The 22,633-nt window shown below is 35.8% G+C and carries 21 protein-coding genes; 12 read left to right on the top strand and 9 right to left on the bottom strand.

Features of this window, described 5'->3' with window-relative positions; all coding sequences use genetic code 11:
• The first annotated feature begins 4 nt into the window (after window positions 1–4).
• Entirely contained in the window at window positions 5–979 is a 975-nt protein-coding gene (locus SJY30_RS18255; RefSeq protein ID WP_396633524.1) for an aminodeoxychorismate synthase component I, read from the top strand.
• Window positions 963–1,562 carry an aminotransferase class IV gene (locus SJY30_RS18250; RefSeq protein ID WP_396633523.1) on the top strand — a complete coding sequence of 200 codons (600 nt, stop codon included), beginning with the start codon at window positions 963–965 and terminating at the stop codon, window positions 1,560–1,562. The genes SJY30_RS18255 and SJY30_RS18250 overlap by 17 nt, the downstream gene beginning before the upstream one ends.
• A gap of 3 nt (window positions 1,563–1,565) precedes the next feature.
• Here SJY30_RS18250 and SJY30_RS18245 read toward each other — a convergent pair whose 3' ends face one another.
• Window positions 1,566–2,567 carry an App1 family protein gene (locus SJY30_RS18245; RefSeq protein ID WP_396633522.1) on the bottom strand — a complete coding sequence of 334 codons (1,002 nt, stop codon included), beginning with the start codon at window positions 2,565–2,567 and terminating at the stop codon, window positions 1,566–1,568.
• Between the two features lie 234 nt (window positions 2,568–2,801).
• Here SJY30_RS18245 and SJY30_RS18240 point away from each other — a divergent pair, with 234 nt between their 5' ends.
• Window positions 2,802–3,506 carry an energy transducer TonB gene (locus SJY30_RS18240; protein ID WP_396633521.1) on the top strand — a complete coding sequence of 235 codons (705 nt, stop codon included), beginning with the start codon at window positions 2,802–2,804 and terminating at the stop codon, window positions 3,504–3,506.
• A gap of 58 nt (window positions 3,507–3,564) precedes the next feature.
• Here the strand turns inward: SJY30_RS18240 and SJY30_RS18235 are convergent, their stop codons facing one another.
• The 4 genes from SJY30_RS18235 to SJY30_RS18220 all read right to left on the bottom strand — a co-directional run bounded on the left by SJY30_RS18235 (window position 3,565) and on the right by SJY30_RS18220 (window position 10,282).
• On the bottom strand, window positions 3,565–5,991 hold the full coding sequence (locus tag SJY30_RS18235; protein ID WP_396633520.1) for a sodium-translocating pyrophosphatase: 2,427 nt from the start codon (window positions 5,989–5,991) through the stop codon (window positions 3,565–3,567).
• Window positions 5,992–6,096: 105 nt separating this feature from the next.
• Window positions 6,097–6,624, bottom strand: coding sequence for an inorganic diphosphatase (locus SJY30_RS18230; protein ID WP_036156327.1), 528 nt, complete (start codon window positions 6,622–6,624; stop codon window positions 6,097–6,099).
• 72 nt (window positions 6,625–6,696) lie between these two features.
• Entirely contained in the window at window positions 6,697–9,198 is a 2,502-nt protein-coding gene (locus SJY30_RS18225; protein ID WP_396633519.1) for a DUF5686 family protein, read from the bottom strand.
• A gap of 106 nt (window positions 9,199–9,304) precedes the next feature.
• On the bottom strand, window positions 9,305–10,282 hold the full coding sequence (locus tag SJY30_RS18220; RefSeq protein ID WP_396633518.1) for a pyruvate dehydrogenase complex E1 component subunit beta: 978 nt from the start codon (window positions 10,280–10,282) through the stop codon (window positions 9,305–9,307).
• Between the two features lie 173 nt (window positions 10,283–10,455).
• Between SJY30_RS18220 and SJY30_RS18215 the strand changes: the two genes are divergently transcribed.
• The 7 genes from SJY30_RS18215 (at window position 10,456) to egtD (ending at window position 17,605) form a co-directional block, all read left to right on the top strand.
• The gene (locus tag SJY30_RS18215; protein ID WP_396633517.1) at window positions 10,456–11,196 is read left to right on the top strand and encodes an electron transfer flavoprotein subunit beta/FixA family protein; all 741 of its coding nucleotides are present in this window, start codon (window positions 10,456–10,458) and stop codon (window positions 11,194–11,196) included.
• A gap of 37 nt (window positions 11,197–11,233) precedes the next feature.
• A complete protein-coding gene (locus SJY30_RS18210) occupies window positions 11,234–12,202 on the top strand; it encodes an electron transfer flavoprotein subunit alpha/FixB family protein (protein ID WP_396633516.1) in 969 nt (322 codons plus the stop codon).
• Between the two features lie 84 nt (window positions 12,203–12,286).
• The gene (locus SJY30_RS18205; protein ID WP_396633515.1) at window positions 12,287–12,916 is read left to right on the top strand and encodes a bifunctional nuclease domain-containing protein; all 630 of its coding nucleotides are present in this window, start codon (window positions 12,287–12,289) and stop codon (window positions 12,914–12,916) included.
• 17 nt (window positions 12,917–12,933) lie between these two features.
• A complete protein-coding gene (locus SJY30_RS18200) occupies window positions 12,934–14,394 on the top strand; it encodes a NupC/NupG family nucleoside CNT transporter (RefSeq protein WP_396633514.1) in 1,461 nt (486 codons plus the stop codon).
• 169 nt (window positions 14,395–14,563) lie between these two features.
• Complete coding sequence (locus SJY30_RS18195) at window positions 14,564–15,388, top strand: thymidylate synthase (protein ID WP_396633513.1); 825 nt, start codon at window positions 14,564–14,566, stop codon at window positions 15,386–15,388.
• Window positions 15,389–15,459: 71 nt separating this feature from the next.
• Window positions 15,460–16,620: an ergothioneine biosynthesis protein EgtB gene (gene egtB / locus SJY30_RS18190; RefSeq protein WP_396633512.1), complete on the top strand. Its 1,161-nt coding sequence runs from the start codon at window positions 15,460–15,462 to the stop codon at window positions 16,618–16,620.
• A 16-nt stretch (window positions 16,621–16,636) separates the two neighbouring features.
• Window positions 16,637–17,605 carry an L-histidine N(alpha)-methyltransferase gene (egtD, locus tag SJY30_RS18185; RefSeq protein WP_396633511.1) on the top strand — a complete coding sequence of 323 codons (969 nt, stop codon included), beginning with the start codon at window positions 16,637–16,639 and terminating at the stop codon, window positions 17,603–17,605.
• A gap of 77 nt (window positions 17,606–17,682) precedes the next feature.
• Here egtD and SJY30_RS18180 read toward each other — a convergent pair whose 3' ends face one another.
• Window positions 17,683–17,979 (bottom strand): isoamylase early set domain-containing protein, encoded by a 297-nt coding sequence (locus SJY30_RS18180; protein ID WP_396633510.1) that lies wholly within the window; start codon window positions 17,977–17,979, stop codon window positions 17,683–17,685.
• A 150-nt stretch (window positions 17,980–18,129) separates the two neighbouring features.
• Window positions 18,130–19,212 (bottom strand): aminotransferase class V-fold PLP-dependent enzyme, encoded by a 1,083-nt coding sequence (locus SJY30_RS18175; RefSeq protein ID WP_396633509.1) that lies wholly within the window; start codon window positions 19,210–19,212, stop codon window positions 18,130–18,132.
• Between the two features lie 54 nt (window positions 19,213–19,266).
• Here SJY30_RS18175 and SJY30_RS18170 point away from each other — a divergent pair, with 54 nt between their 5' ends.
• Together SJY30_RS18170 and SJY30_RS18165 are read left to right on the top strand one after the other, a co-directional pair.
• Window positions 19,267–19,668, top strand: a complete 402-nt coding sequence (locus SJY30_RS18170) for a 2TM domain-containing protein (RefSeq protein ID WP_396633508.1) — start codon at window positions 19,267–19,269, stop codon at window positions 19,666–19,668.
• Window positions 19,669–19,679: 11 nt separating this feature from the next.
• Complete coding sequence (locus SJY30_RS18165) at window positions 19,680–20,180, top strand: dihydrofolate reductase (RefSeq protein ID WP_396635343.1); 501 nt, start codon at window positions 19,680–19,682, stop codon at window positions 20,178–20,180.
• Here SJY30_RS18165 and murI read toward each other — a convergent pair.
• Together murI and pafA are read right to left on the bottom strand one after the other, a co-directional pair.
• Complete coding sequence (gene murI, locus SJY30_RS18160; RefSeq protein WP_396633507.1) at window positions 20,167–20,955, bottom strand: glutamate racemase; 789 nt, start codon at window positions 20,953–20,955, stop codon at window positions 20,167–20,169. The genes SJY30_RS18165 and murI overlap by 14 nt on opposite strands.
• A 1-nt stretch (window position 20,956) precedes the next feature.
• On the bottom strand, window positions 20,957–22,630 hold the full coding sequence (pafA, locus tag SJY30_RS18155) for an alkaline phosphatase PafA (protein WP_396633506.1): 1,674 nt from the start codon (window positions 22,628–22,630) through the stop codon (window positions 20,957–20,959).
• Window positions 22,631–22,633 lie beyond the last annotated feature (3 nt).

Here is a 22,633-nt window from a genome sequence, read left to right as displayed (position 1 = left end):
GACATTGCAAGATTTTGAAAAAAAAGTAACACGTTTTCTTCAAGATGAAATTCCATTTTTCTTTATTATAGATTTTGAAAAAAAAGTAAAACAGGTTTATACTTTTGACGAAGCGGCAAACGAAAATATCTATTTCAATATCAAAGGTCTTGGTAATGATGAAAACCTAACCAAAACCTCACGTGAAAGCCCCAATTTCGACTTAAAACCTACATTGATTTCTAAAGAAATTTATGAGAAGGCATTTACGACCGTTAAGCACGAACTAAATACAGGCAATAGCTTTTTGCTAAATCTTACCTTTCCTACGGCACTCGACACCACTGTAGATTTAGATGATATCTATCAAAAAGCACATGCTCCGTACAAGCTGTTATACAAAGATAAGTTCGTTGTTTTTTCTCCAGAATGCTACTTAAAAGTAAAAGACGGAAATATTTTCTCATACCCAATGAAAGGCACTATCAATAGTGATGTGCCCAATGCAGAAGAACTTTTACTTTCCAATAAAAAGGAATTATACGAGCATAATACCATTGTAGACCTTATACGAAACGACCTTTCTATGATAGCTAAAAAAGTTAAGGTCAATAAATTTAGATTTGTAGATACCATTAAAAAAGGAGACCAAGAACTACTGCAAACGAGTACTGAAATACAAGGGGAACTACCTGAGAACTGGAAAAATGAATTTGCCACCTTATTATTAAAAACACTACCCGCAGGCTCTATAAGCGGAGCACCTAAAAAGAAAACCTTGGAGATTATTTCTAATGCGGAAATTGCACCAAGAGGATTCTATACCGGAATCTTTGGCGTATTTAACGGACAACAGATAGACAGTGCAGTAAGTATTCGATTTATTGAAAAAATAGATGGTAACCTAGTGTATAAAAGTGGTGGTGGAATTACCCACCTCAGCGAGATGGAAGATGAATATCAAGAACTTTTAGAAAAAATTTATGTACCCATTATTTGAATCTGTTTGTATTGAAAATAGCCAAATTAAAAATGCCGACTATCACGAAGCTAGATTTAGAAGGTCTTATATGCAACTATACAAAACCCACTCTACCTATTCTTTATTCGACGGGATACATTTGACTAATTTAGACCCTAATTTAAAATACAAATTGCGTATAGGCTACAAGCAACATGGTACACGATTCTCGTTTTCTTCATATGAAAATAGTATACCTTCTTCGCTCAAGCTAGTAAGCGATGACACCATATCTTACCATGTAAAAAGGAACAACCGTAAAAAATTGAACAATCTCTACAAGTTAAAAGAAGATTTCGATGATGTTCTAATTATTAAGAACGGACTCGTAACAGACACTTCTTATGCCAATATTCTATTTACAGATGGCAAACAAATTGTAACTCCGGCAACCCCTTTACTTGAAGGTACCTGCAGAGCTAGATTATTAGATCATAATAAGATTTCAGAAAAAAGGATATTAGAAGCTGAAATACAAAATTTTGAAAGCTTTCAATTGATTAACGCCCTCAATGACTTTGATGAAAATAGATGGATTCCCATTAAGAATATACAACGCTAGCTGTTATATAAATCCGTTTTGTTTAGCGTGCTCAATTGCTTCTTCTGTTTTATTGACCATTAGAAAGGGGATATCCTTAAAATCTGCAAATAGATTTTCAATACGTGCCATTCTTTTGCTGTGGTCGACACTACGTAAATAAATTGCTTTTATTCTACCCGGAAAAAGCATAGATATCTCTTGATAGATATCACCATCTTTTTCACCGCTATCACCAATTAATATAAAAGGTAATTCTGGATAGGACTTTAATAAATTACTGATTTCTTTTTGCTTCTGCGGCTTGTCGTCATTCTTCTTTCTCATTTTAAAACTTGCCATACTACGCAATAGAATGGGACCTTTGGGAAAATTGTTGGTCTTTAAAAAAAGTTCAAGATATCTATATAAATTCCAAGGACTATGACTCACATAAAAAATAGGGTTGGCTTCAACGCCTGTTTTGCCTTGATGAAGTTTTGTATAAAAATCGGATGCACCATCTAGTTGAGCCCGTTTAGTGGCTCTTTTAAACATCGTATTAATAATGACCTTCCATTTTAAAGAAGACACCACCCCAGTATGCAATATAGTATCATCAATATCACTGATTACGCCAAATTTGGCTTGCTTACATGGTATTAGCATTTCACCAGGAAAACGATTTTGCAGAAGTACTTCCCTTTTTAAATTAGTATTGCCAAACGAAAGCTCAAATCTTACCCAACCTTCATCATTTGCCAAATCTTGAAGTCCCTCTATATTCTTATCAATTAAATAATAACCATCACCATCGGTAGCACCTTCTACGGTTTCACCATTAGAAAATGTAATTTTTAAAGGAGCATTTTTTATTTCATCGGTTTCAAAACGCTTCCATGTATTTTTAATTAAATTAAAAAAACCTTTTTGATCCAAATCAATATTTTCATCTTCAATTGCCCTACCTCTTACATATAACCGTGTAGCATTACCGTAAGATTGAAAATTAATAATTTGAAGTTTATCTTTCTTAAAAATACCCATGGCTTAAAATTACGGTCTTTCAACAACCTTTAAAATTTTTATTTCAAGAATTATCAAATTTACCTATCATAATTCTTTAATCTACACCTGTGTTTTAAAGGAAAGTCGTTTTTACTCACCCAAAAGCAGCGTTAACTCATTGCTCGTTTTAAAACCTATAGCATAACCATAGTTTTAGACAAGCAAAAATGAATAATAACCCACTTGTGTAGGCAAGTCTAAAATTTAAACATTATGAGACCAAAAAAAAATCCACAAAAAGACCTGAACAAAAAGAGCGGAATGTTCTTTGTTATTGGACTACTATTAGTATTGGCCATGGTATATACTGCGTTGGAATGGAAAACGTTCGATTCACTTAAAGAATATGATCTAGCTTTAAATAAAACTGACACCTCAATTGAAGAAGATGCTCCTATATTTCAGTTACAAGTTACGCCACCACCAAAACCACCAGTTCTACCAACTGAAATAGAAATTATTGAAGATGATGACCCTATTGAAGAAACTGAAGTAATCGCTATCGAAGTAACACCAGATACCGAGATTGTAGACGTTAAAGATTTTGAAGTTATCGAAGAAGAGGAAGAAGTGAAAGTTATCTGGAGTACAATTGAAGAAGTACCCGTATTCCCAGGTTGTGAAAATGAAAAAGATAAAAGAGCTTGTTTTAATGACATGATGCAAAAGCATATTCGTAAAAACTTTCGTTATCCAGAATTAGCACAAGAAATGAACATTGAAGGTAGAGTGAATACAACATTTATGATTAAGAACGATGGCACTATTGGCACTATTCAAAAAAGAGGTCCGCACGATGTACTAGAAAAAGAAGCTGTTAGAATCTTATCGAAACTGCCAAAAATGACCCCTGGCAAACAAAGAGGTTCTGCTGTAAAAGTATCATTCGCAATTCCTATTACATTCAAATTACAATAACTCTAAAAACAAAAAACCATCAGCAAAGCTGATGGTTTTTTATATTTTATATATAAAATTACTGTTTATTGATTTCTACTTTTTCTATAGTTATTTCTGTAGCTGTACCTTTTTTCTCAACGGTAGCATTTTCAAAAGCTTTCAATTGAGCTTCTACTTCTGCCTTAGTACCATTATAAATTACTTCTTCCGTAACAGACTTACCATTAACAGTAGTAGAATAAGTAACAATAGCTTCCGCCAAACTTACACTTTCTACATTCATTTCTATAGTTACTTCTTTCGTATCATTGAACGATGCAACACCTTCTTCTGCATGACCACCTAATATTGGTGCAATTACCAAACCTATTAAACAAGTCAATTTAATTAAGATGTTCATCGAAGGTCCAGATGTGTCTTTAAAAGGATCACCAACAGTATCACCAGTTACAGCTGCCTTATGAGCTTCTGAGCCTTTATAGGTCATTTCGCCATTAATCTCAACACCTGCTTCAAATGATTTTTTGGCATTATCCCAAGCACCACCAGCATTGTTCTGAAAGATTGCCCACAATACACCAGATACCGTTACACCAGCCATATAACCACCTAACATCTCTGCGATGTCTAACTTGTTCATTCCAAATAACATTGGAACAAAAGCAATGATTAAAGGAAAACCAATGGTCAACAATCCTGGTAACATCATTTCTTTTAATGACGCTTGTGTAGATATCGCTACACATTTATCATATTCAGGTTTACCCGTACCTTCCATTATACCGGGTATATCCTTAAACTGACGTCTAACCTCTTGTACCATTTCCATAGCTGCTTTACCAACCGCATTCATTGCCAAGGCAGAGAATACTACTGGCACCATACCGCCAACAAATAACATTGCCAATACCGGAGCCTTAAAAATGTTGATTCCGTCAATTCCCGTAAAAGTTACATACGCCGCAAATAACGCCAAAGAAGTCAATGCCGCAGAAGCAATAGCAAAACCTTTACCAGTAGCGGCAGTGGTATTACCAACTGAATCTAAAATATCCGTTCTCTCCCTTACAATAGGTTCTTGCTCACTCATTTCGGCTATACCACCTGCATTATCGGATATTGGACCGAAGGCATCAATTGCCAATTGCATAGCCGTAGTTGCCATCATTGCAGAGGCAGCCAACGCTACACCGTAAAAACCTGCAAAAGCATAAGATGCCCAAATAGCACCTGCAAATAATAATACCGATGGGAATGTAGAAATCATACCCGTTGCCAAACCTGCAATAATATTCGTTCCTGCACCGGTACTTGATTGTTGTACTATTTTTAAGATAGGAGACTTCCCTAGCCCTGTATAATATTCGGTTACCGAAGAAATAACGGCACCTACTACCAAACCTACCAAAGTGGCATAAAAAACACGCATTGCTGAAATCTCCACTAATCCTTCACCAAAAAATTCCATTTTCATAGTTTCCGGCAGCATCCACGTTACTAAACCAAAACAAGAAACTGCAACCAAAATAATCGATGTCCAGTTTCCAATATTCAAAGCGCCCATTACTTGGGCTTCTTTTGCATCATTATTTTTAATTTTCACCAACATGGTACCGATGATCGATATAATAATACCTACCCCAGCTATTGCCATTGGTAATAAAATAGGACCTATACCACCAAAGGCATCGGTTATACTACCGCCCATATCTTTTATGACATAGTTACCTAGAACCATAGCCGCTAGAACAGTTGCCACATACGAACCAAACAAATCTGCACCCATACCAGCAACATCACCAACATTATCACCTACATTATCCGCAATAGTAGCAGGGTTACGAGGATCATCTTCAGGAATTCCCGCTTCTACCTTACCTACTAAATCAGCACCAACATCTGCAGCTTTTGTATAAATACCACCGCCCACACGTGCAAAAAGTGCAATTGACTCCGCTCCTAAAGAGAAACCTGCAAGTGTTTCAAGAACTACGGTCATATCCATAGTCGATGTCCAAACACCGCCCATGAAAAATTGAAAAAATATGATAAAAAATACGGTCAGTCCCAATACCGCCAATCCAGCAACACCTAGTCCCATTACGGTACCACCACCAAAAGATATCTTTAAGGCATTTGGCAAACTTGTACGTGCCGCTTGTGTTGTTCTTACATTCGTTTTTGTTGCTATTTTCATACCTATATTACCTGCGTATGCAGAAAATATAGCTCCAAAAATAAATGCGACCACAATTAGCATATGTGTTGTGGGCACTACAAAAGAAACGATAGCAAGCAAAACACTCACAATTACCACGAATACAGCTAAAAGCTTGTACTCTGCACTTAAAAAGGCCAAGGCGCCTTCATAAATGTAATCCGATATTTCTTTCATTTTTCCATCTCCGGCATGTTGTTTCATTACCCAAGATCTCTTTACGCCCATGTAAACTAGGCCTAGTACTGCCATAAGAATTGGCATGTAAATCATAATTGACTCCATTTAATCTATTGTTAGTTGTTAGATCAACTAATGTAGTAAATTAGAATAGAATAAAAAAAGCCACTTTTTATTATTAAAAGTGGCTTAAATGAAGTTAAATATTATTTATATCATAAAAGTGCGCTTCGCTTTGTGCTCACTGTTATCATATCTTTCAACACATTCATGGTAAATCTCTACCGCTTTCGCGGCATCGCTCCATCCGCCTGTGTCAACTTTTTTCTCTTCTAAATCTTTATATACTTGAAAGAAATGTTCTATTTCTTTTAATCTATGCGGATTTAAATCGCTAATATCATTGTTATTGCTCCAAATTGGATCAGAAACCGGTACACAGATAATTTTCTCATCTGGTCCTTTTTCATCTGTCATGTGGAAAACTCCTATTGGTTTCACCTCCATTACCGTCATTGGGTATGTAGGCTCTGTACCCATTACCAAAACATCTAATGGATCTTTATCCAATGCTAAAGTTTCAGGTATGAATCCGTAATCACCTGGATACATCATGGAGGAAAATAACATACGATCAAAACGAATTTTATGTAAATCGAAGTCGTATTCGTACTTGTTTCTGCTTCCTTTCGGAATTTCTATTAAAACATCAAAGGTCAATCCTTTTGCTGCTGCCATATTTAAAGTTGTTTAAATTCTAATTTGTTATGAAACGTTACTTATTAGTTATAATTGTAAAAATTAATCGAATTAAAAGACAAATCCAAAAGTTCCTGTAACTCCGAACTTTCTTGCATCTGGATTATCCAGATAATTTCCCCTAAAATTAAAATCTAATCTAAATACCTTAAAAATATTCCCTATACCAAAGGAGTACTCGTAATATATTTGATCAGATGGTGCGTTTAACGGTGTATTTATAGTTGCCGGGGCGCTCAATGCTATATTTTCATCAGACAAATCTCCCCACACCCCACGTATTGCAACGATTTCTCTCAAGTTATATTTTCTTAAAAAAGGAATTCTCGAGAAAAATCTTCCGTTAAAATTATGCTGCAAATGTACGGCCGCATAGGTATCAGTCACAAATTCATAGAAATCTAAATTTGGAAATGTGCCGTAATTGGAGAAAAAAGTTTGGTTACCGGGCACCACACTTAAAAGTCCTAAAGGTACTTCACCAAATGTTTTACCCAATTCTACCGTACTTAACAACCTGCCAAAACCACCTAATTGCCAAGGTTGGCTATACGAAAATTGGAGCTTACTGTAATCGAAATCACTATTCAACACTCCCTTTGTTCCCTTCGTATAATTTAACAATATAGTACTATACGTATCATTTACATCTCTACGCTCTACACCATAACCTATGGTTTTTTTACCTGGCGTATATAAGACCAATGCATTAAAATCGAATTGTCTTATCTCTGAAGAAACGCCTGTTGGAGATTCAGGATTTACATAATCTAAACTAAAATCATTTGGCAATGCCGAACTCAATGTTCTAAAGGTACCACCTACAGATAATTTTAAATTGGTCAATGGTTCTATTTCAAAATTCAGGGCGCTTAGATTAATATTTGTAAGCCTATTATTAGCACCAACGGTCAATAATGAAGAAGATGCTATACTACGGCCCAAAACATCATTCGTGGCCGTTAAACTTACGCCAAGCTGCTCAATATCCCTACGGTTTCCACCAGACACTATAAACCTGCTATTCTTGTCTAAAAGCATTTTACCGGCCAAACCATGTTTGAATTTATGGTCTTTAAAGCCGTAAGCCGTGTAACCCTCTACGCGCCAAAGGTCGTTTTGACCATAGTATGTTCTTGCCCCAAGTCGTATTCTAGCTCCTTCGGCGGTATTATACCCAAAAAAATCATAGACCGAACCCAGGTCTAAATTCCATTTATCCACTTCAACATAGCCCGATCCCAAAATGCTGACAAAATTGTAATAGTTTTTAAATTTAGGTACGGTTTTAAGCGTATCGAGCAAGCTATATATTCCTTGCTCATCTTTATTTAAGCTTTCTAGTCTATTCTTTTCCCAAAAAGCATCGTCTTTTAAAATCTGGGTAACATCTAAAGGGTTTCTATCCTTTTTATATACCTCTTTAGGTCTTACCTTATCAAACACATAGTTATCATATACAGATGTTCGCTTACCGTATAATCCACGGGATTCTTCTTTTTTATTAAAACTGAAATCACTTAACATGTAATCGCGTTTTAAAAGAAAAACAGAATCGTTCATTACCTCGAAATCTTGTTCGATGTAGATATCTTTGACCCAGTTTATATTGGCACTCTTGGTAACTTGTAAATTAATATTCTTGACCGCCCAGGTAGAATCGTTTACCCAAAAATCGCCTTTAAAGGTCAATTCATTTTTACGACGTGGATAATAGACAATATTATAACACCACTTGTTATCAATATATGCACTGTCCCTAAGGGCATAGTTATACACATCTACTCCTGTTTTTGATAGCGGACTAGTGAAACTTTTATCGAAGAACTTTAAGTAATTATTATAGACATCGTACTCTTGATACAAGTCTTGAACAAACGCTATTATTGCCTGATTGTTTTCAAAGCCAGAATTCTTATTTCCCAAAACCTCTTCTTTCTCTTCCTTCAGCTTATTATCACCATATATTTTAGAAAAAGTCTCGTTCAAGAAAATTGGTAAATAGGTTTTACCTGTTATGCGGGAAGTATCCAAATCTTGAAAAACGAACTCCAAACCTTTAAATACTTTACTTTTTATGAGTGAACTATCAATAGTATTTAAATCGAATTCTACCTTTTCATACTTATCAAAAGCATATTGGTTAAACTGACGTACCCCATTCTGACGCTTCTTTGACCAAATTTTGCGTAGAATATCAACAGCAGGATTATTCTTTTTTGACTGTTTACCGGCTATTAAAACTACCTCGTTCAACTGCTCGGCAGCTTCAACCATGGTTATTTTTAAATCATAGGCGACTTTAGCATCTAACTGAAGTTCGTAATCAGTATAACCAATAAAAGAAATGATAACCGTACTATATTCATTTTCAGACTCTAAATAAAACCTACCATCGTCATTAGTAATGGTACCCTCAGTAGAATTTTTGAAGAATACATTGGCAAAGGAAACGGGATCGCCTTGCTCGTCAATGACCATACCACCTATTTTGGTCTGACCTTGAGCTATGAAAAAGCATAAACTTAAGAATGTAAATAGTATCCCTCTCATTAGAAATAGTCGTTCAACAGAAAATCTTTTAGTAAATAACATACCAATAAAAAAAGCTTCTCCAGACTTGGTCGGAGAAGCTAAGGTACTTTACAAAAGTAAACTTTTATTTGTATAAAACTTTTTTAACAGCTTTTACTACATCTTTATGGTTAGGCAACCACTCTTCCAATAATACAGGAGAATATGGAGCCGGTGTATCTGCTGTGTTGATCTTAACAATAGGAGCATCTAAATAATCAAATGCATGTGCTTGTATATGATAAGTGATTTCAGTTGCCACGTTACCAAATGGCCAGGCTTCTTCCAGAACCACTAATCGGTTTGTTTTCTTAACGGATTTTAAAACAGCTTCATAATCCAAAGGTTTTACCGTACGTAAATCAATGATCTCACAGCTGATCCCTTCTTTCTCCAATTCATCTGCAGCTTTGTCAGCCTCTTTTATAATTTTACCAAAAGAAACGATAGTAACATCTTTACCTTCTCTACGAATGTCTGCCACCCCTAATGGAATAGTGTAATCACCCTCTGGCACTTCACCCTTATCACCATACATTTGTTCAGACTCCATAAATATTACAGGATCATTATCACGTATAGCTGCTTTCAACAAACCTTTCGCATCTGCCGGATTAGAAGGTACAACCACTTTTAACCCCGGACAGTTAGCGTACCAACTCTCAAAAGCTTGTGAGTGCGTTGCCGCCAATTGACCTGCTGATGCCGTAGGACCTCTAAATACTATAGGACAAGGAAATTGCCCCCCAGACATTTGTCTGATCTTCGCCGCATTGTTTATAATTTGATCTATACCTACCAACGCAAAGTTGAAAGTCATGAATTCTATAATAGGTCTATTACCGGTCATAGTAGAACCAACACCTATACCCGCAAAACCAAGTTCAGATATTGGAGTATCGATTACCCTCTTAGGACCAAACTCGTCCAACATCCCTTTAGAAGCCTTATATGCGCCATTATATTCCGCTACCTCTTCACCCATTAAATAGATAGATTCATCCTTCCTCATTTCTTCGGACATGGCCTCGGCTATTGCTTGCCTAAATTGTAGTGTTTTCATGTATGGTAATTATTAATCTTTGTTATATGCTAGAAAGCAAGCAAAAATAGGAAATATAATATCAAAAAATAGAATGCGATATTTAAAAAAAGTTATAAAATTTACTATGCATGCATAGTAAATTCGGATTTTATTAGCTATCTTCGTCACCATTGATATAAAGTTTTTTAAACATGAAGATATTAGTTTGCATAAGTAATGTACCAGACACAACGTCTAAGATAAATTTCACGGATGGCGATACAAAATTTGACACCAATGGTGTACAGTTTGTAATTAACCCGAACGATGAATTCGGATTAACAAGAGCTATGTGGTTTAAAGAAAAACAAGGCGCTACAGTGCATATTGCCACTGTTGGCGGACCAACTGTTGAACCAACAATGCGTAAAGCACTTGCTATTGGCGCAGATGAAGCTTTTAGAATCAACACAGAACCTACAGACGGATTTTCTGTTGCCCAACAGTTAGCGGCAGTCGTTAAAGATGGTGGGTACGACCTAGTTATTGGCGGTAGAGAATCTATTGACTATAATGGAGGAATGGTACCTGGAATTTTAGCTTCTTTAACAAATATGAATTTCATCAACTCTTGTATTAGCCTTGAGATCGACGGAAACAATGTTACCGCAGTTAGAGAAATAGATGGAGGAAAAGAAAAGTTGAGCAGCTCTCTACCTTTAGTAGTAGGTGGTCAAAAAGGTCTTGTTGAAGAAAGTGATCTTCGTATTCCAAATATGCGCGGTATTATGATGGCGAGAAAGAAAGCATTAACGGTTGTTGAACCTGTTGATGCTATTAAAGCTACCGAAGACAAAAAATTCGACAAACCGGCTCCAAAAGGTCAAGTTAAACTTGCCGACAGTGTAGATCAATTGGTTGATCTGCTACATAATGAAGCCAAAGTAATTTAATAACCTATATAATAGGTAGTAATTAAAAACAAAAAAGATGTCAGTTTTAGTATATACAGAATCAGAACAAGGAAAATTTAAAAAGAATGCGTTCGAGGTTGCCTCTTACGCTTCTGCAGTTGCCCAAATGATGGGTACAACTGTTACCGCTATTGCTTTCAATAGCACTGAGAACGAATCGCTGGGTGAATACGGAGTTTCAAAAGTAATAAACGTAAAGGATGATGCTCTAGCAACTTTCAATGCTGGGTCATATGCCTCTTCTATTGCTGAAGCCGTTAAGAGCACAGATGCAAAAGTGGTTATTTTAAGCTCTAGCACAGACACAAAGTATTTGGCACCATTGTTATCGGCAAAATTATCTGCAGGTTACGCACCTAATGTAGTTCAGGCTCCAGATAGCACATCGCCATTTACAGTAAAGAGAACGGCTTTCAGTAACAAAGGTTTTGCACACACGCAAATAGATACCGATATTAAAATAGTAGGTGTATCTAACAATGCATTTGGTGCTCATGAAAACAAAGCGGATATTTCTGTCGAAGAAATAGGCGCAGCTTCTGATGCAGCTACAAATGACACCAAATCTGTTGAAGTCGATAAAGTTGTTGGTAAGGCCACTATTGCCGATGCCGATATCGTCGTTTCTGCCGGTAGAGGAATGAAAGGTCCAGAAAACTGGGGAATGATCGAAGAATTAGCAGATGTTCTAGGCGCTGCAACTGCATGTTCCAAACCTGTATCCGACCTTGGATGGAGACCTCACGGTGAGCACGTAGGACAAACAGGAAAGCCCGTAGCAAGTAATCTTTACATCGCTATCGGTATTTCTGGAGCAATTCAACATTTAGCAGGCGTAAGTGCTTCTAAAACCAAAGTCGTGATCAATAATGACCCTGAAGCTCCTTTCTTTAAAGCAGCTGATTATGGAATTGTTGGAGACGCCTTCGAAGTTGTTCCTCAATTGATTGAAAAATTAAAGGATTTTAAAGCGCAAAACGGCTAATTTTTTGTTATTTTGTGCCCCTTAAAGGGCTGTTCGAATAGTTGGAGCCCAAGTATTCGAGCAGCCTTTTTTAGTTGAAAATCTATGAGTCTAGTACGATTAAAAATAAAAGGTATCTCTTACAGCCAAACTCAGAACGGTGCATACGCTCTAATTTTGAACGAGGTTGAAGGCGATAGAAAATTACCTATTGTTATTGGCGCTTTTGAAGCGCAGTCTATTGCAATTGCTTTAGAGAAAGAGATCAAACCCCCAAGACCACTTACACATGACCTCTTTAAAAATTTCTCTGACCGATTCGATATCGTTGTCAAACAAGTAATAATTCACAAATTGGTAGATGGTGTATTTTACTCTAGCATTATCTGCGAAAGAGATGGTATCGAAGAAATCATAGATGCAAGAACTAGTGATGCCATTGCTTTGGCATTACGTTTCAATGCTCCGATTTTTACTTATAAAACGATATTGGACAAAGCCGGTATTTTCTTGAAATTCTCTTCTAAAGAGAAAGACCAAAAAGATAACGATGACAGTATTATGGTCGATGAAATTTTGCAAGAAGGGGAAACTATAGAAATAGAATCGGGTGCAACCGATGGGTATACCGAGCTTACTATAGATGAATTGGAAGCAGAATTAAAAAAGGCAGTCACCAACGAAGACTACGAAAAGGCGGCAAAATTGAGAGACGAAATCTCAAAACGCAACTAAATTTTAAATTACAGTTTATGAAAAAGGGCAAATGGTTGCTATTTTTTGCACTAATTCTTACCTCAATTACTTTTGCTCAAGACGTAGACGTAAATATTCCTATAGAAAATACAACTGATACTACTTTGGTTGAAGATGTAGCCACTGCAGGCGTAATGGGTATGGAAACCAGTGAAGGCTTTTCCATCAATAGCCTTGGAAGAGGTATTCTTGGCATGGCAGTCTTACTACTTTTGGCATTTTTATTTAGCTCTAACAGAAGGGCCATCAATTGGAAAACAGTTGGTATAGGCCTAGCGTTACAATTGGTAATTGCCATAGGCGTTCTTAAAATACCTTTTGTACAATTGGTTTTTGAGCAAATAGGAAAAATCTTCGTTAGTATTTTAGAGTTTACACGCGCAGGTAGTAAATTCCTTTTTGAAGGCTTAGTTGTAGACACTGGCACATTTGGATATATATTTGCCTTTCAAGTATTACCTACCATCATATTTTTCTCTGCCCTAACTTCATTATTATTTTATTTAGGACTGATACAGAAAGTGGTAAAATGGCTTGCTTGGGCACTTTCTAAAACTTTAGGCATCTCAGGACCGGAAAGCCTCTCGGTTGCCGGGAATATCTTTCTTGGACAAACGGAAGCTCCTCTACTTATAAAGGCATACCTAGAAAAAATGACCAAATCAGAAATTCTATTGGTTATGATCGGTGGCATGGCTACAGTTGCCGGTGCAGTACTAGCGGCCTACATTGGTTTCTTAGGTGGTGAAGATGAATTGCTACAACTCATTTTTGCCAAACATTTATTAGCAGCATCTGTAATGGCTGCCCCAGGAGCAATAGTTATTTCTAAAATATTATATCCACAGACCGAAGAAGTAAATAGTGATGTGCACGTTTCTTCTGAAAAAATCGGTGCCAATGTATTGGATGCTATTGCAAACGGAACCACAGAAGGTTTAAAATTAGCAGTAAACGTTGGCGCAATGTTATTGGTTTTCGTTGCCATTATAGCAATGGTAAACGGTATTTTAGAGTGGACGGGAGACCTAACTCACTTAAACAGCTGGATAGCGGACAACACTTCTTATTCCAAATTTTCCCTTGAAGCAATCTTAGGAACCGTATTTGCTCCATTAATGTGGTTAATTGGTGTTGCCAACGAAGATATTATGCTTATGGGGCAATTACTGGGTATTAAATTGGTAGCAAGTGAATTCGTAGGCTATATACAATTGGCAGAACTTAAAGACCTTAGCACCTTACCACATTTAAAGTTTAATAAGTCGGTTATTATGGCAACTTATATGTTATGTGGCTTTGCAAACTTTGCTTCTATTGGTATTCAAATTGGAGGTATTGGGTCTCTTGCTCCAGGGCAAAGAAAAACGTTATCTGAATTTGGAATGAAAGCTGTTCTTGGTGGCTCTTTAGCATCTCTACTTTCTGCAACTATTGCAGGTATGATCTTAGGGTAAAAAGCCCCTTAGACCCCAAAATGGGAACACTAATTATTTAGTTGATAATTATTGATAACTGAGAAGTTATTCCTCTGTTTTACATATCATCTTTCTTTATTTTTGAAGCAACAAAAATCATTACTCTGTAAAAGTTCTATGCATAGGGCTTTGCAGGAGCTCTATTCTTATGAAACAATACCACGACTTACTTAATCACGTATTAGCTGAAGGAAATCAAAAAGGTGACCGTACAGGTACAGGAACCAAAAGTGTTTTTGGGTATCAAATGCGTTTTGACCTCAGCGAAGGTTTTCCCATGGTAACCACCAAAAAATTACATTTAAAATCTATAGTGTATGAATTACTTTGGTTTTTAAAAGGGGATACCAATATTAAGTATTTACAAGAGAACGGTGTTCGTATTTGGAACGAATGGGCAGATGAAAACGGAGATCTTGGTCCGGTTTACGGGCATCAATGGCGTAATTGGAACGATGATGAAATCGATCAAATAAAAGAGGTAATTCATTCTTTAAAAACGAATCCTAACAGCAGAAGAATGTTAGTTTCCGCTTGGAACCCTAGTGTTTTACCAGATACATCCAAGTCTTTTTCAGAGAACGTAGCTAACGGCAAAGCTGCTTTACCACCCTGCCATGCATTCTTTCAGTTTTATGTTGCAGACGGCAAATTATCTTGCCAATTATACCAACGTAGTGCAGATATCTTTTTAGGAGTACCTTTCAATATTGCATCTTACGCCTTGTTTACTATGATGATGGCACAAGTATGTGGTTATGAAGCTGGAGATTTCATTCACACTTTCGGTGATGCCCATATCTACAACAACCATATGGAGCAGGTTGAATTACAATTAAGTAGAGAACCTAGAGCATTGCCAAAAATGAAAATAAATCCGGATGTGAAAGATATTTTCGATTTTAAATTTGAGGACTTTTCATTAGAGAATTATAATCCGCATCCTCATATAAAAGGGGAAGTAGCTGTTTAGTATCAATTTCTTAATTTATCAGGTTAAAACCGGTTGCTCAATTTTATTTATCTTTCAATAAAATTGTTCTTATGGTTAGTACTGATACGCTCATAGATTTCTTTTTAGAAACTAGAGCGCATACCGAGGTTATTTGCAAACCTCTTGAAATTGAAGATTATGTGGTACAACCTATCATAGACGTCTCACCACCAAAATGGCACTTAGGGCATACTACCTGGTTCTTTGAAGAATTCATTTTAAAAAACTACGATACAACTTACCAGATATTTGATGAAGATTTTTCTTTTGTATTCAATAGCTACTATGAAACCGTTGGTAAACGAGTTGTACGTGCCGACCGTGGCAACCTTTCTAGACCTTCAGTAAAAAAGGTTTATGAATACCGTAGCTACGTAACCCAAGCAATGAACAAATTACTAGAATCAAATAATGACCAAACACTATTAGAAGTTCTTGAAATAGGGATTCACCACGAAAAACAACACCAAGAATTATTACTGACGGATATTAAATATATTCTAGGCAACAATCCGCTTTTACCGAAATACAGGGACTCTTTTGAGGAATATACTATTGAGAAAGACCCTCAACGTTGGATAGCCATGAGCGAAGGTATTTATGAAATAGGTCATGATTCAACAGAATTCTGTTTTGACAATGAATTAGGAAGACACAAGGTATACCTACATGATTATCAAATATCAAACAAACTAGTTACCAATGCAGAATATATAGAATTCATAAAATCGGATGGTTACAAACGTTTTGACCTTTGGCATGCCGCTGGATGGGATTGGGTTCAGCAAAATCAAGTAAACGCGCCATTGTACTGGCACGAAATTGATGGAGTTTGGCATTATTATAGTCTCAAAGGATTGACTGAAGTTGATTTGCAAGCCCCTGTTACCCATATTTCTTATTTTGAAGCATTTGCCTTTGCTCAATTTAAAGGATGTCGCCTGCCTACCGAATTTGAATGGGAAGCCGCACAGAATCTTTTCAATTGGGGACAACGATGGGAATGGACCGAAAGTGCGTACCTACCCTACCCTAATTACAAAAAAGTAGATGGGGCATTAGGCGAATACAACGGCAAGTTCATGGTCAACCAGAAAGTTCTTAGAGGAAGCTCCATAGCCACACCTAGTAAACATGCTAGACATACCTATCGCAATTTTTTCCCAACAGATTTAAAATGGCAGTTTACCGGAATAAGGTTAGCCAAATAATTACGACATACTAATTATGCAAGACACTAAAACAGTACCGGTTGTTTCAACTGAATTTGAAAAAGAGGTTTATTCTGGATTAACCGATTCCCCTAAACACCTCTCCTCAAAATATTTTTACGATAAGAAAGGTGATAAGCTTTTTCAAGACATTATGGCGATGCCAACTTACTATCTTACTGATTGTGAGTATGAAATCCTTGAAAGTAATAAAGAAGAAATTACCGAATTGTTCACCGGTTTTGGTTCCTTTGATTTAATAGAACTTGGAGCAGGAGATGGTAAAAAGACTAAAATTTTACTGAAAGAATTCAGCAACAAGAATATAGATTTCACATATGTGCCTATAGATATTAGTGACAATGCGTTGAACCAACTTCATAATTCTATTGAAAAAGAATTACCAAAAATTAATGTTCAGCCTTTTCAAGGCACCTACTTTGAAGCGCTAAAAGAAATTAATAACCGTAAGAACAGAAAAATCATTTTATTCTTAGGGTCTAATATTGGTAATTTAGAACACGATCAAGCAGTTGGTTTCATGAATAATATTCAAAAACTAATGCAATCGAACGATTTACTTTTTATGGGGTTTGACCAAAAGAAAAATCCGCAGACCATATTAGATGCATATAACGACCAAGAAGGTGTTACTGCAGCATTCAATAAAAATGTTCTTGCTAGAATAAATACAGAGCTTAATGCAGATTTTAACTTAGACCATTTTTTACATTGGGAAGTGTACAACCCAGAAACAGGATCTGCTAAAAGTTACTTAGTCTCTAAGATTGAACAAACAGTAAAAATTGACAAACTTGATTTAACGGTTAATTTCAACCAATGGGAAACCATACACACAGAAATTTCACAAAAATATGATGACGAAATCATTTCATGGTTAGCCAATGAATCTGGACTGCAAATGACCACAGAGTACGAATCTAAAGCGCATGGATATAAAAATTGTGTATTTAAAAAATCTTGATTTTTAGATACATAAATCTCATAAAAAAACCTGCTATTTTTAATAGCAGGCTTTTGTTTTATATCAGTATGATTATTCTACAATTCTAAAACAGCATTTTCAGAACCAGCAAAATCATTCCATTGGTAACGATCAGCTTCACCATCATTTACATACTCACCATCTACAATATATTTAAACTCAAAAGAATTCTCTTTTGGCAGATCAAATGTTCCTTTGAAAGTACCGTTCTTTTGTTTTTTTAAAGCGCTCTTCTTAGCATTCCAATTGTTGAAATCGCCTACTACAGCTACTTTCTTTGCATCGTCTGTAGCCACTGTAAAAGTAACCTTACAAACTGGCTTAGTCTTTAAATATTTTTTTGCAATTGCCATGATATTAAATTTAATATTTTAAGCAAAATTAGCACAATAAAACACTCATTTACAATACTTAAGGCATTTTTATCAAATCCTTAATAATTATCCTTTTTATAGATGCACAACAAAATTTAAGGATAAAAAAATTCTTTATTACGAATACCGTTAGCTTGTTTTTAAAATTTTAACAATGGCATCTATCTCTGCTTCCGTATTGTAGAAATGAAAACTTAACCTTACACCATTACCACGTTGTGCACAAAATACATCGTTATCTTTCAATTTTTGAAAAGTAGCGTCATCCGCTTTAATATTGAAAATGGTACTATGTTCTTTTCTATTTTTAATTTCATCAGATAACAGACCTAATTTTTCAAATTCAGACTTTGCCTTCTTTGCCAACCTACGGTTATGTGTCGTAATCTTATCCATCCCTATTCTTTCAAAGAAATCAATAGAATACTTTAAGCTTCCAAAAATCAATGAAGATAAATGACCAGGTTCAAATTTCTTGGCAAACCTAATTTCATCCTTTTTACCGAAATCACCATCTGCCGCATTAAAACCTATATTATTTATGGCAAATTCATTCTTAACTTGATCTGAGAATAACATAAAACCATTACCATAACCAGCCAATAACCATTTATACGCACTAGCTCCCAGAACGTCAATTCCAGAATTATCAAAATCAAAACTAGCACTACCACAAAACTGGGTACCATCTACCATGATAATTAATTTGGGATTATCTTTTTTTAATTCCTTCAAGAAATCCAAATCAATTGTAAATCCGTCTAACCACTGCACCAAGCTCAAGGCAAGGACATCAATTTTTTGATTGGATACGGCTTCTTTAATTCGCTCTTCTAAATCAGTTGTCTGTGCTATATAAGACACCTCAAAATCTCTATTTTCAAAACTCCAATTAAGAGAAGGATAATCATTCTCTACAAGTAATACCTTTTTATCCTCATCCAATCCTTCTAGCAAAATATTGAGTCCTGATGAAAAATTACTGACTAATGCAACATTCTGTCGTTTGCAATTAAAAAACTTACCAATGGTAGAACGTGTATCTGATATTACTTTTAAAGACTTTTCGCGCATATCGCTACCATCTATAAGAAAATCTAAATCATGCTCTTGACGCCATTCTAATAAAGAATCATATAGCAAACCATACACTGCGGTGTTCGCATAAATACCTTTTCGTAATACTGGGAATTCCTTTCTAATTTTTTCCATTGGTTATAGGGTATACTACAATTGCTGTATATTTATACCAAAGATAGGCAGCGAATGTTTTCTAGAAACAAAAACACCTCCAAATTAGATTTAGAACAGCATGAGCTTTTAGAGAACGCTCAAAAAAGAGTGAAACAAAAGAAACGTCTTTATACGCATTTTGTAGTCTTTTTGGTAGGTAGCGTCTTCTTGGTCCTTATCAATAAAATATTAAAATACGGACAAGAATATAATTGGTTCGTTTGGGCAATTACCTTTTGGGGCTTTTTATTTGTGCTTCATATTTTCAATGTTTTTATTACCAATAAATTCATGGGCACCGATTGGGAGCGCGCTCAACGAGAGAAATTGGTTGAGAAGCAAAAAAAACGCATTGCCGAAATGGAGAAAGAAATTGAACAAGAAATAACACCACCTTTATCAATTAAGGAAGAACCTAAAAATAAATTGCTTTGAGAACACTTATAATGATAGCGGCCGCTGCAGAAAATAATGCATTAGGCAAAGACAATGATCTACTTTGGCATTTACCAGATGATTTTAAAAGGTTTAAAAAATTAACCTCTGGGCACAAAATTATAATGGGTAGAAAAACATATGAGAGTTTTCCAAAGCCGTTACCAAACAGAACACACATAATTATTACCAGAGACAAGGACTACAGTGTTGAATTCGATGAATGTATAGTGGTTCATTCTCTTGACGAAGCTATAGATTTAGTTGAAAACGAAATTGCATTTATAATTGGAGGTGGAGAAATATATAAGCAAGGTGAAAAAGAATCTGACAAAATTGAGCTTACCAGAGTTCATGGTTCTTTTGAAGATGCCGATACTTTCTTTCCCGAAATAGATGAGAATTATTGGATGCTTACCAAACAAGAATTTCATCCAACAGATGAAAAGCATAAGCTTTCTTTCACCTATTTAACATACTTAAAAAAAGAAACAGCCCTTAAAAATCTTTAAAGGATACAGAATGTTTGACTTTTGCCGGACTTAAAATGGAAGCTAGCACTCTCTCATCCCCATTAGTGAAAAATTGATGCGTACCCAACTCGTTGGAATTGGTTAATAAATTATTTTGCTCCAGCACTGATTTAGTCTGTCTTGCCACTGCCTGACCTGAGTCTATTATAGTAACATTTTCTGGCAACATTTTTTTCAATAACGGAATAAGATATGGGTAGTGCGTACAGCCTAATACCAGATAATCCATTCCTTTTTCTAGCATTGGCATCATATAACTTTCTAAGAGAAGGTACAATTCTTCACTTTCAAGATGACCGTTTTCAATCATTTCAACCAAGCCTGTGCCTCGCTGCTCCAATATGGTAATACCTGCTGCATGATTTTTAGAAGTACTATGAAATAAACTACTTGACAAGGTTCCTTTTGTAGCCAATACACCTACAATCTTGGATTTTGAATTTATAGCCGCAGGTTTTATTGCAGGTTCTATACCTATAAAGGGAACGTTGTAATTTTCCCTTAAATAATCTATTGCATTGGTCGTTGCCGTATTACAGGCAACGACTATTAATTTACAACCCTTGCTCAACAAGAATTCAGTATTCTTTATACTGAGCGCTAGAATTTTTTCTCCTGGTTTTTCTCCATAAGGTGCATTCTTGCTATCTGCCAAATAAATACAATTCTCTAAGGGTAAAAGTTCTTGAATTTCTCCCCAAATAGATGTTCCTCCAATACCTGAGTCAAAAATACCTATGCGCCTGTCATCCATATTATTTTATCACCTCGGTTATAGGTTTGCCAGTTGTACCATTTGGAAAAGATATACCCAACAAAGCCGAAATAGTTGGCGCGATATCTGGTATTTCTGTTCTGTTAACCGTTGACCCAGATTTTACACCCTTACCATAAAACAATAACGGTGCATGCGTATCATATATTTGAGGGGATCCATGTGTAGAACCCGTTGTACCGTATGTAATATAACCTGGTTTTAAAACTACCAACACGTCACCAGATCTCTTTTGATTATACCCATTCTGAAGTATATAAGGAATACCTGATGTATATTCATTGCTCCACATTTGACTTGCAGTATACACCCTATCTATTGCATCATAACCCAAAACTTCTTGAGCTATTTCAACTTGTACGTCTGCCAAACTAAGATCTAAATTCTTTACTATTTTATGGTCCAAGAATATTTGATCATTAGAATAGTTTTTAATAATATCTTCAGTACCATATTTATACTGTAAAAACTCGTTTAATCTTTTTTTATTAGCAGCTGTGTCCACATATCCAGAAGGTATTTTTTCACTTTTTAGATAGGTTGGCACCTCTACAGCACCATGATCCGCAGTTAAGAACAGGGTATACTCCCCTTCGCCCACATTCTTATCCAATGCCTTGAACAGTCTTGCCAAGTCAGCATCTAATCTCAAGTAGGTGTCTTGAATCTCTTTTGAGTTTACACCGAACATATGCCCTACGTAATCTGTACTTGAAAAACTTACTGCAAGAAAATCTGTAATATCATCCTTACCCAAATTCTCTTGCTTCAATGCTTCAATAGCAAAATCAGCAGTTAACGAATTTCCATAAGGTGTTGCCTTAATGATATCAAAACTTTTATTTTTATCTAAAAGTTCTGCAGGGTTATGGGGAAAGGTAGTGGTTGCTTCTCCCTCAAATTTACCTTCAAACAAATTATTATCGGTTCCACTCTCTTTATACTCTTTTATATCTTTTAAAGTATTCCAAACCTTTTTGTATGATTGGGCTGTGCCTGATGAATTAAAATCATTTACCCATTTAGGCAATTGCGTCATATAAAATGAACTTGTTATCCAATTACCTTCATCTGCGCCATGAAACCAATATGCAGCGTTAGCTGTATGTCCACCAGGCAACACTGCACCTCTATCCTTTAACGCAATAGCAATAGTTTTGCCTTTCTTTTGGTTACTTAAACGCACTTCATCCGTTATGGTCGTAACACCCATACGATGTGGAGACATTTTACCCGCATCTGCAGTTGTACCAACAGAAGTATATGTATCGTCACTTGCGCAATATACACTGGCATCTAATTTCTTATCATACCAATAATTACCAATAATACCATGTACCGCAGGCGTAGTACCTGTATACACCGAAGTGTGCCCAGGCCCTGTACTAGTTGGTGCGTAGTTGAAATGATTATTCTTACAATTAAAACCTTGCTCAACAAGTCTTTTAAATCCGTCGTTTCCAAAGTGATTATAAAAACGAGTTAAATAATCATAACGCATTTGATCTACAACAATACCTACCACCATTTTAGGCTTTACCCTTAAAAGATTGTCATTGCCGGTTTGCTTATTTTTCTTTTGAGCGCTTAATACGCCTACAAATAACATGGTGCTTACTAACAAAGAAGCAACAAAATAATTTTTCATTTTCATTGA

The sequence above is a fragment of the Maribacter sp. R86514 genome (assembly GCF_044597005.1).
Classification (GTDB): domain Bacteria; phylum Bacteroidota; class Bacteroidia; order Flavobacteriales; family Flavobacteriaceae; genus Maribacter.
Note: the sequence above shows the minus strand (reverse complement) of the source record. Positions and strands in the feature narration are given on the sequence as shown.

Bases quoted from the DNA above. Each gene is read 5' to 3' on its own strand.
- SJY30_RS18250 (WP_396633523.1), top strand. From the start codon at position 963: ATGTACCCATTATTTGAATCTGTTTGTATTGAAAATAGCCAAATTAAA.
- SJY30_RS18245 (WP_396633522.1), bottom strand. From the start codon at position 2,567: ATGGGTATTTTTAAGAAAGATAAACTTCAAATTATTAATTTTCAATCT.
- SJY30_RS18240 (WP_396633521.1), top strand. From the start codon at position 2,802: ATGAGACCAAAAAAAAATCCACAAAAAGACCTGAACAAAAAGAGCGGA.
- SJY30_RS18235 (WP_396633520.1), bottom strand. From the start codon at position 5,991: ATGGAGTCAATTATGATTTACATGCCAATTCTTATGGCAGTACTAGGC.
- SJY30_RS18230 (WP_036156327.1), bottom strand. From the start codon at position 6,624: ATGGCAGCAGCAAAAGGATTGACCTTTGATGTTTTAATAGAAATTCCG.
- SJY30_RS18225 (WP_396633519.1), bottom strand. From the start codon at position 9,198: ATGAGAGGGATACTATTTACATTCTTAAGTTTATGCTTTTTCATAGCT.
- SJY30_RS18220 (WP_396633518.1), bottom strand. From the start codon at position 10,282: ATGAAAACACTACAATTTAGGCAAGCAATAGCCGAGGCCATGTCCGAA.
- SJY30_RS18215 (WP_396633517.1), top strand. From the start codon at position 10,456: ATGAAGATATTAGTTTGCATAAGTAATGTACCAGACACAACGTCTAAG.
- SJY30_RS18210 (WP_396633516.1), top strand. From the start codon at position 11,234: ATGTCAGTTTTAGTATATACAGAATCAGAACAAGGAAAATTTAAAAAG.
- SJY30_RS18205 (WP_396633515.1), top strand. From the start codon at position 12,287: ATGAGTCTAGTACGATTAAAAATAAAAGGTATCTCTTACAGCCAAACT.
- SJY30_RS18200 (WP_396633514.1), top strand. From the start codon at position 12,934: ATGAAAAAGGGCAAATGGTTGCTATTTTTTGCACTAATTCTTACCTCA.
- SJY30_RS18195 (WP_396633513.1), top strand. From the start codon at position 14,564: ATGAAACAATACCACGACTTACTTAATCACGTATTAGCTGAAGGAAAT.
- egtB (WP_396633512.1), top strand. From the start codon at position 15,460: ATGGTTAGTACTGATACGCTCATAGATTTCTTTTTAGAAACTAGAGCG.
- egtD (WP_396633511.1), top strand. From the start codon at position 16,637: ATGCAAGACACTAAAACAGTACCGGTTGTTTCAACTGAATTTGAAAAA.
- SJY30_RS18180 (WP_396633510.1), bottom strand. From the start codon at position 17,979: ATGGCAATTGCAAAAAAATATTTAAAGACTAAGCCAGTTTGTAAGGTT.
- SJY30_RS18175 (WP_396633509.1), bottom strand. From the start codon at position 19,212: ATGGAAAAAATTAGAAAGGAATTCCCAGTATTACGAAAAGGTATTTAT.
- SJY30_RS18170 (WP_396633508.1), top strand. From the start codon at position 19,267: ATGTTTTCTAGAAACAAAAACACCTCCAAATTAGATTTAGAACAGCAT.
- SJY30_RS18165 (WP_396635343.1), top strand. From the start codon at position 19,680: ATGATAGCGGCCGCTGCAGAAAATAATGCATTAGGCAAAGACAATGAT.
- murI (WP_396633507.1), bottom strand. From the start codon at position 20,955: ATGGATGACAGGCGCATAGGTATTTTTGACTCAGGTATTGGAGGAACA.
- pafA (WP_396633506.1), bottom strand. From the start codon at position 22,630: ATGAAAATGAAAAATTATTTTGTTGCTTCTTTGTTAGTAAGCACCATG.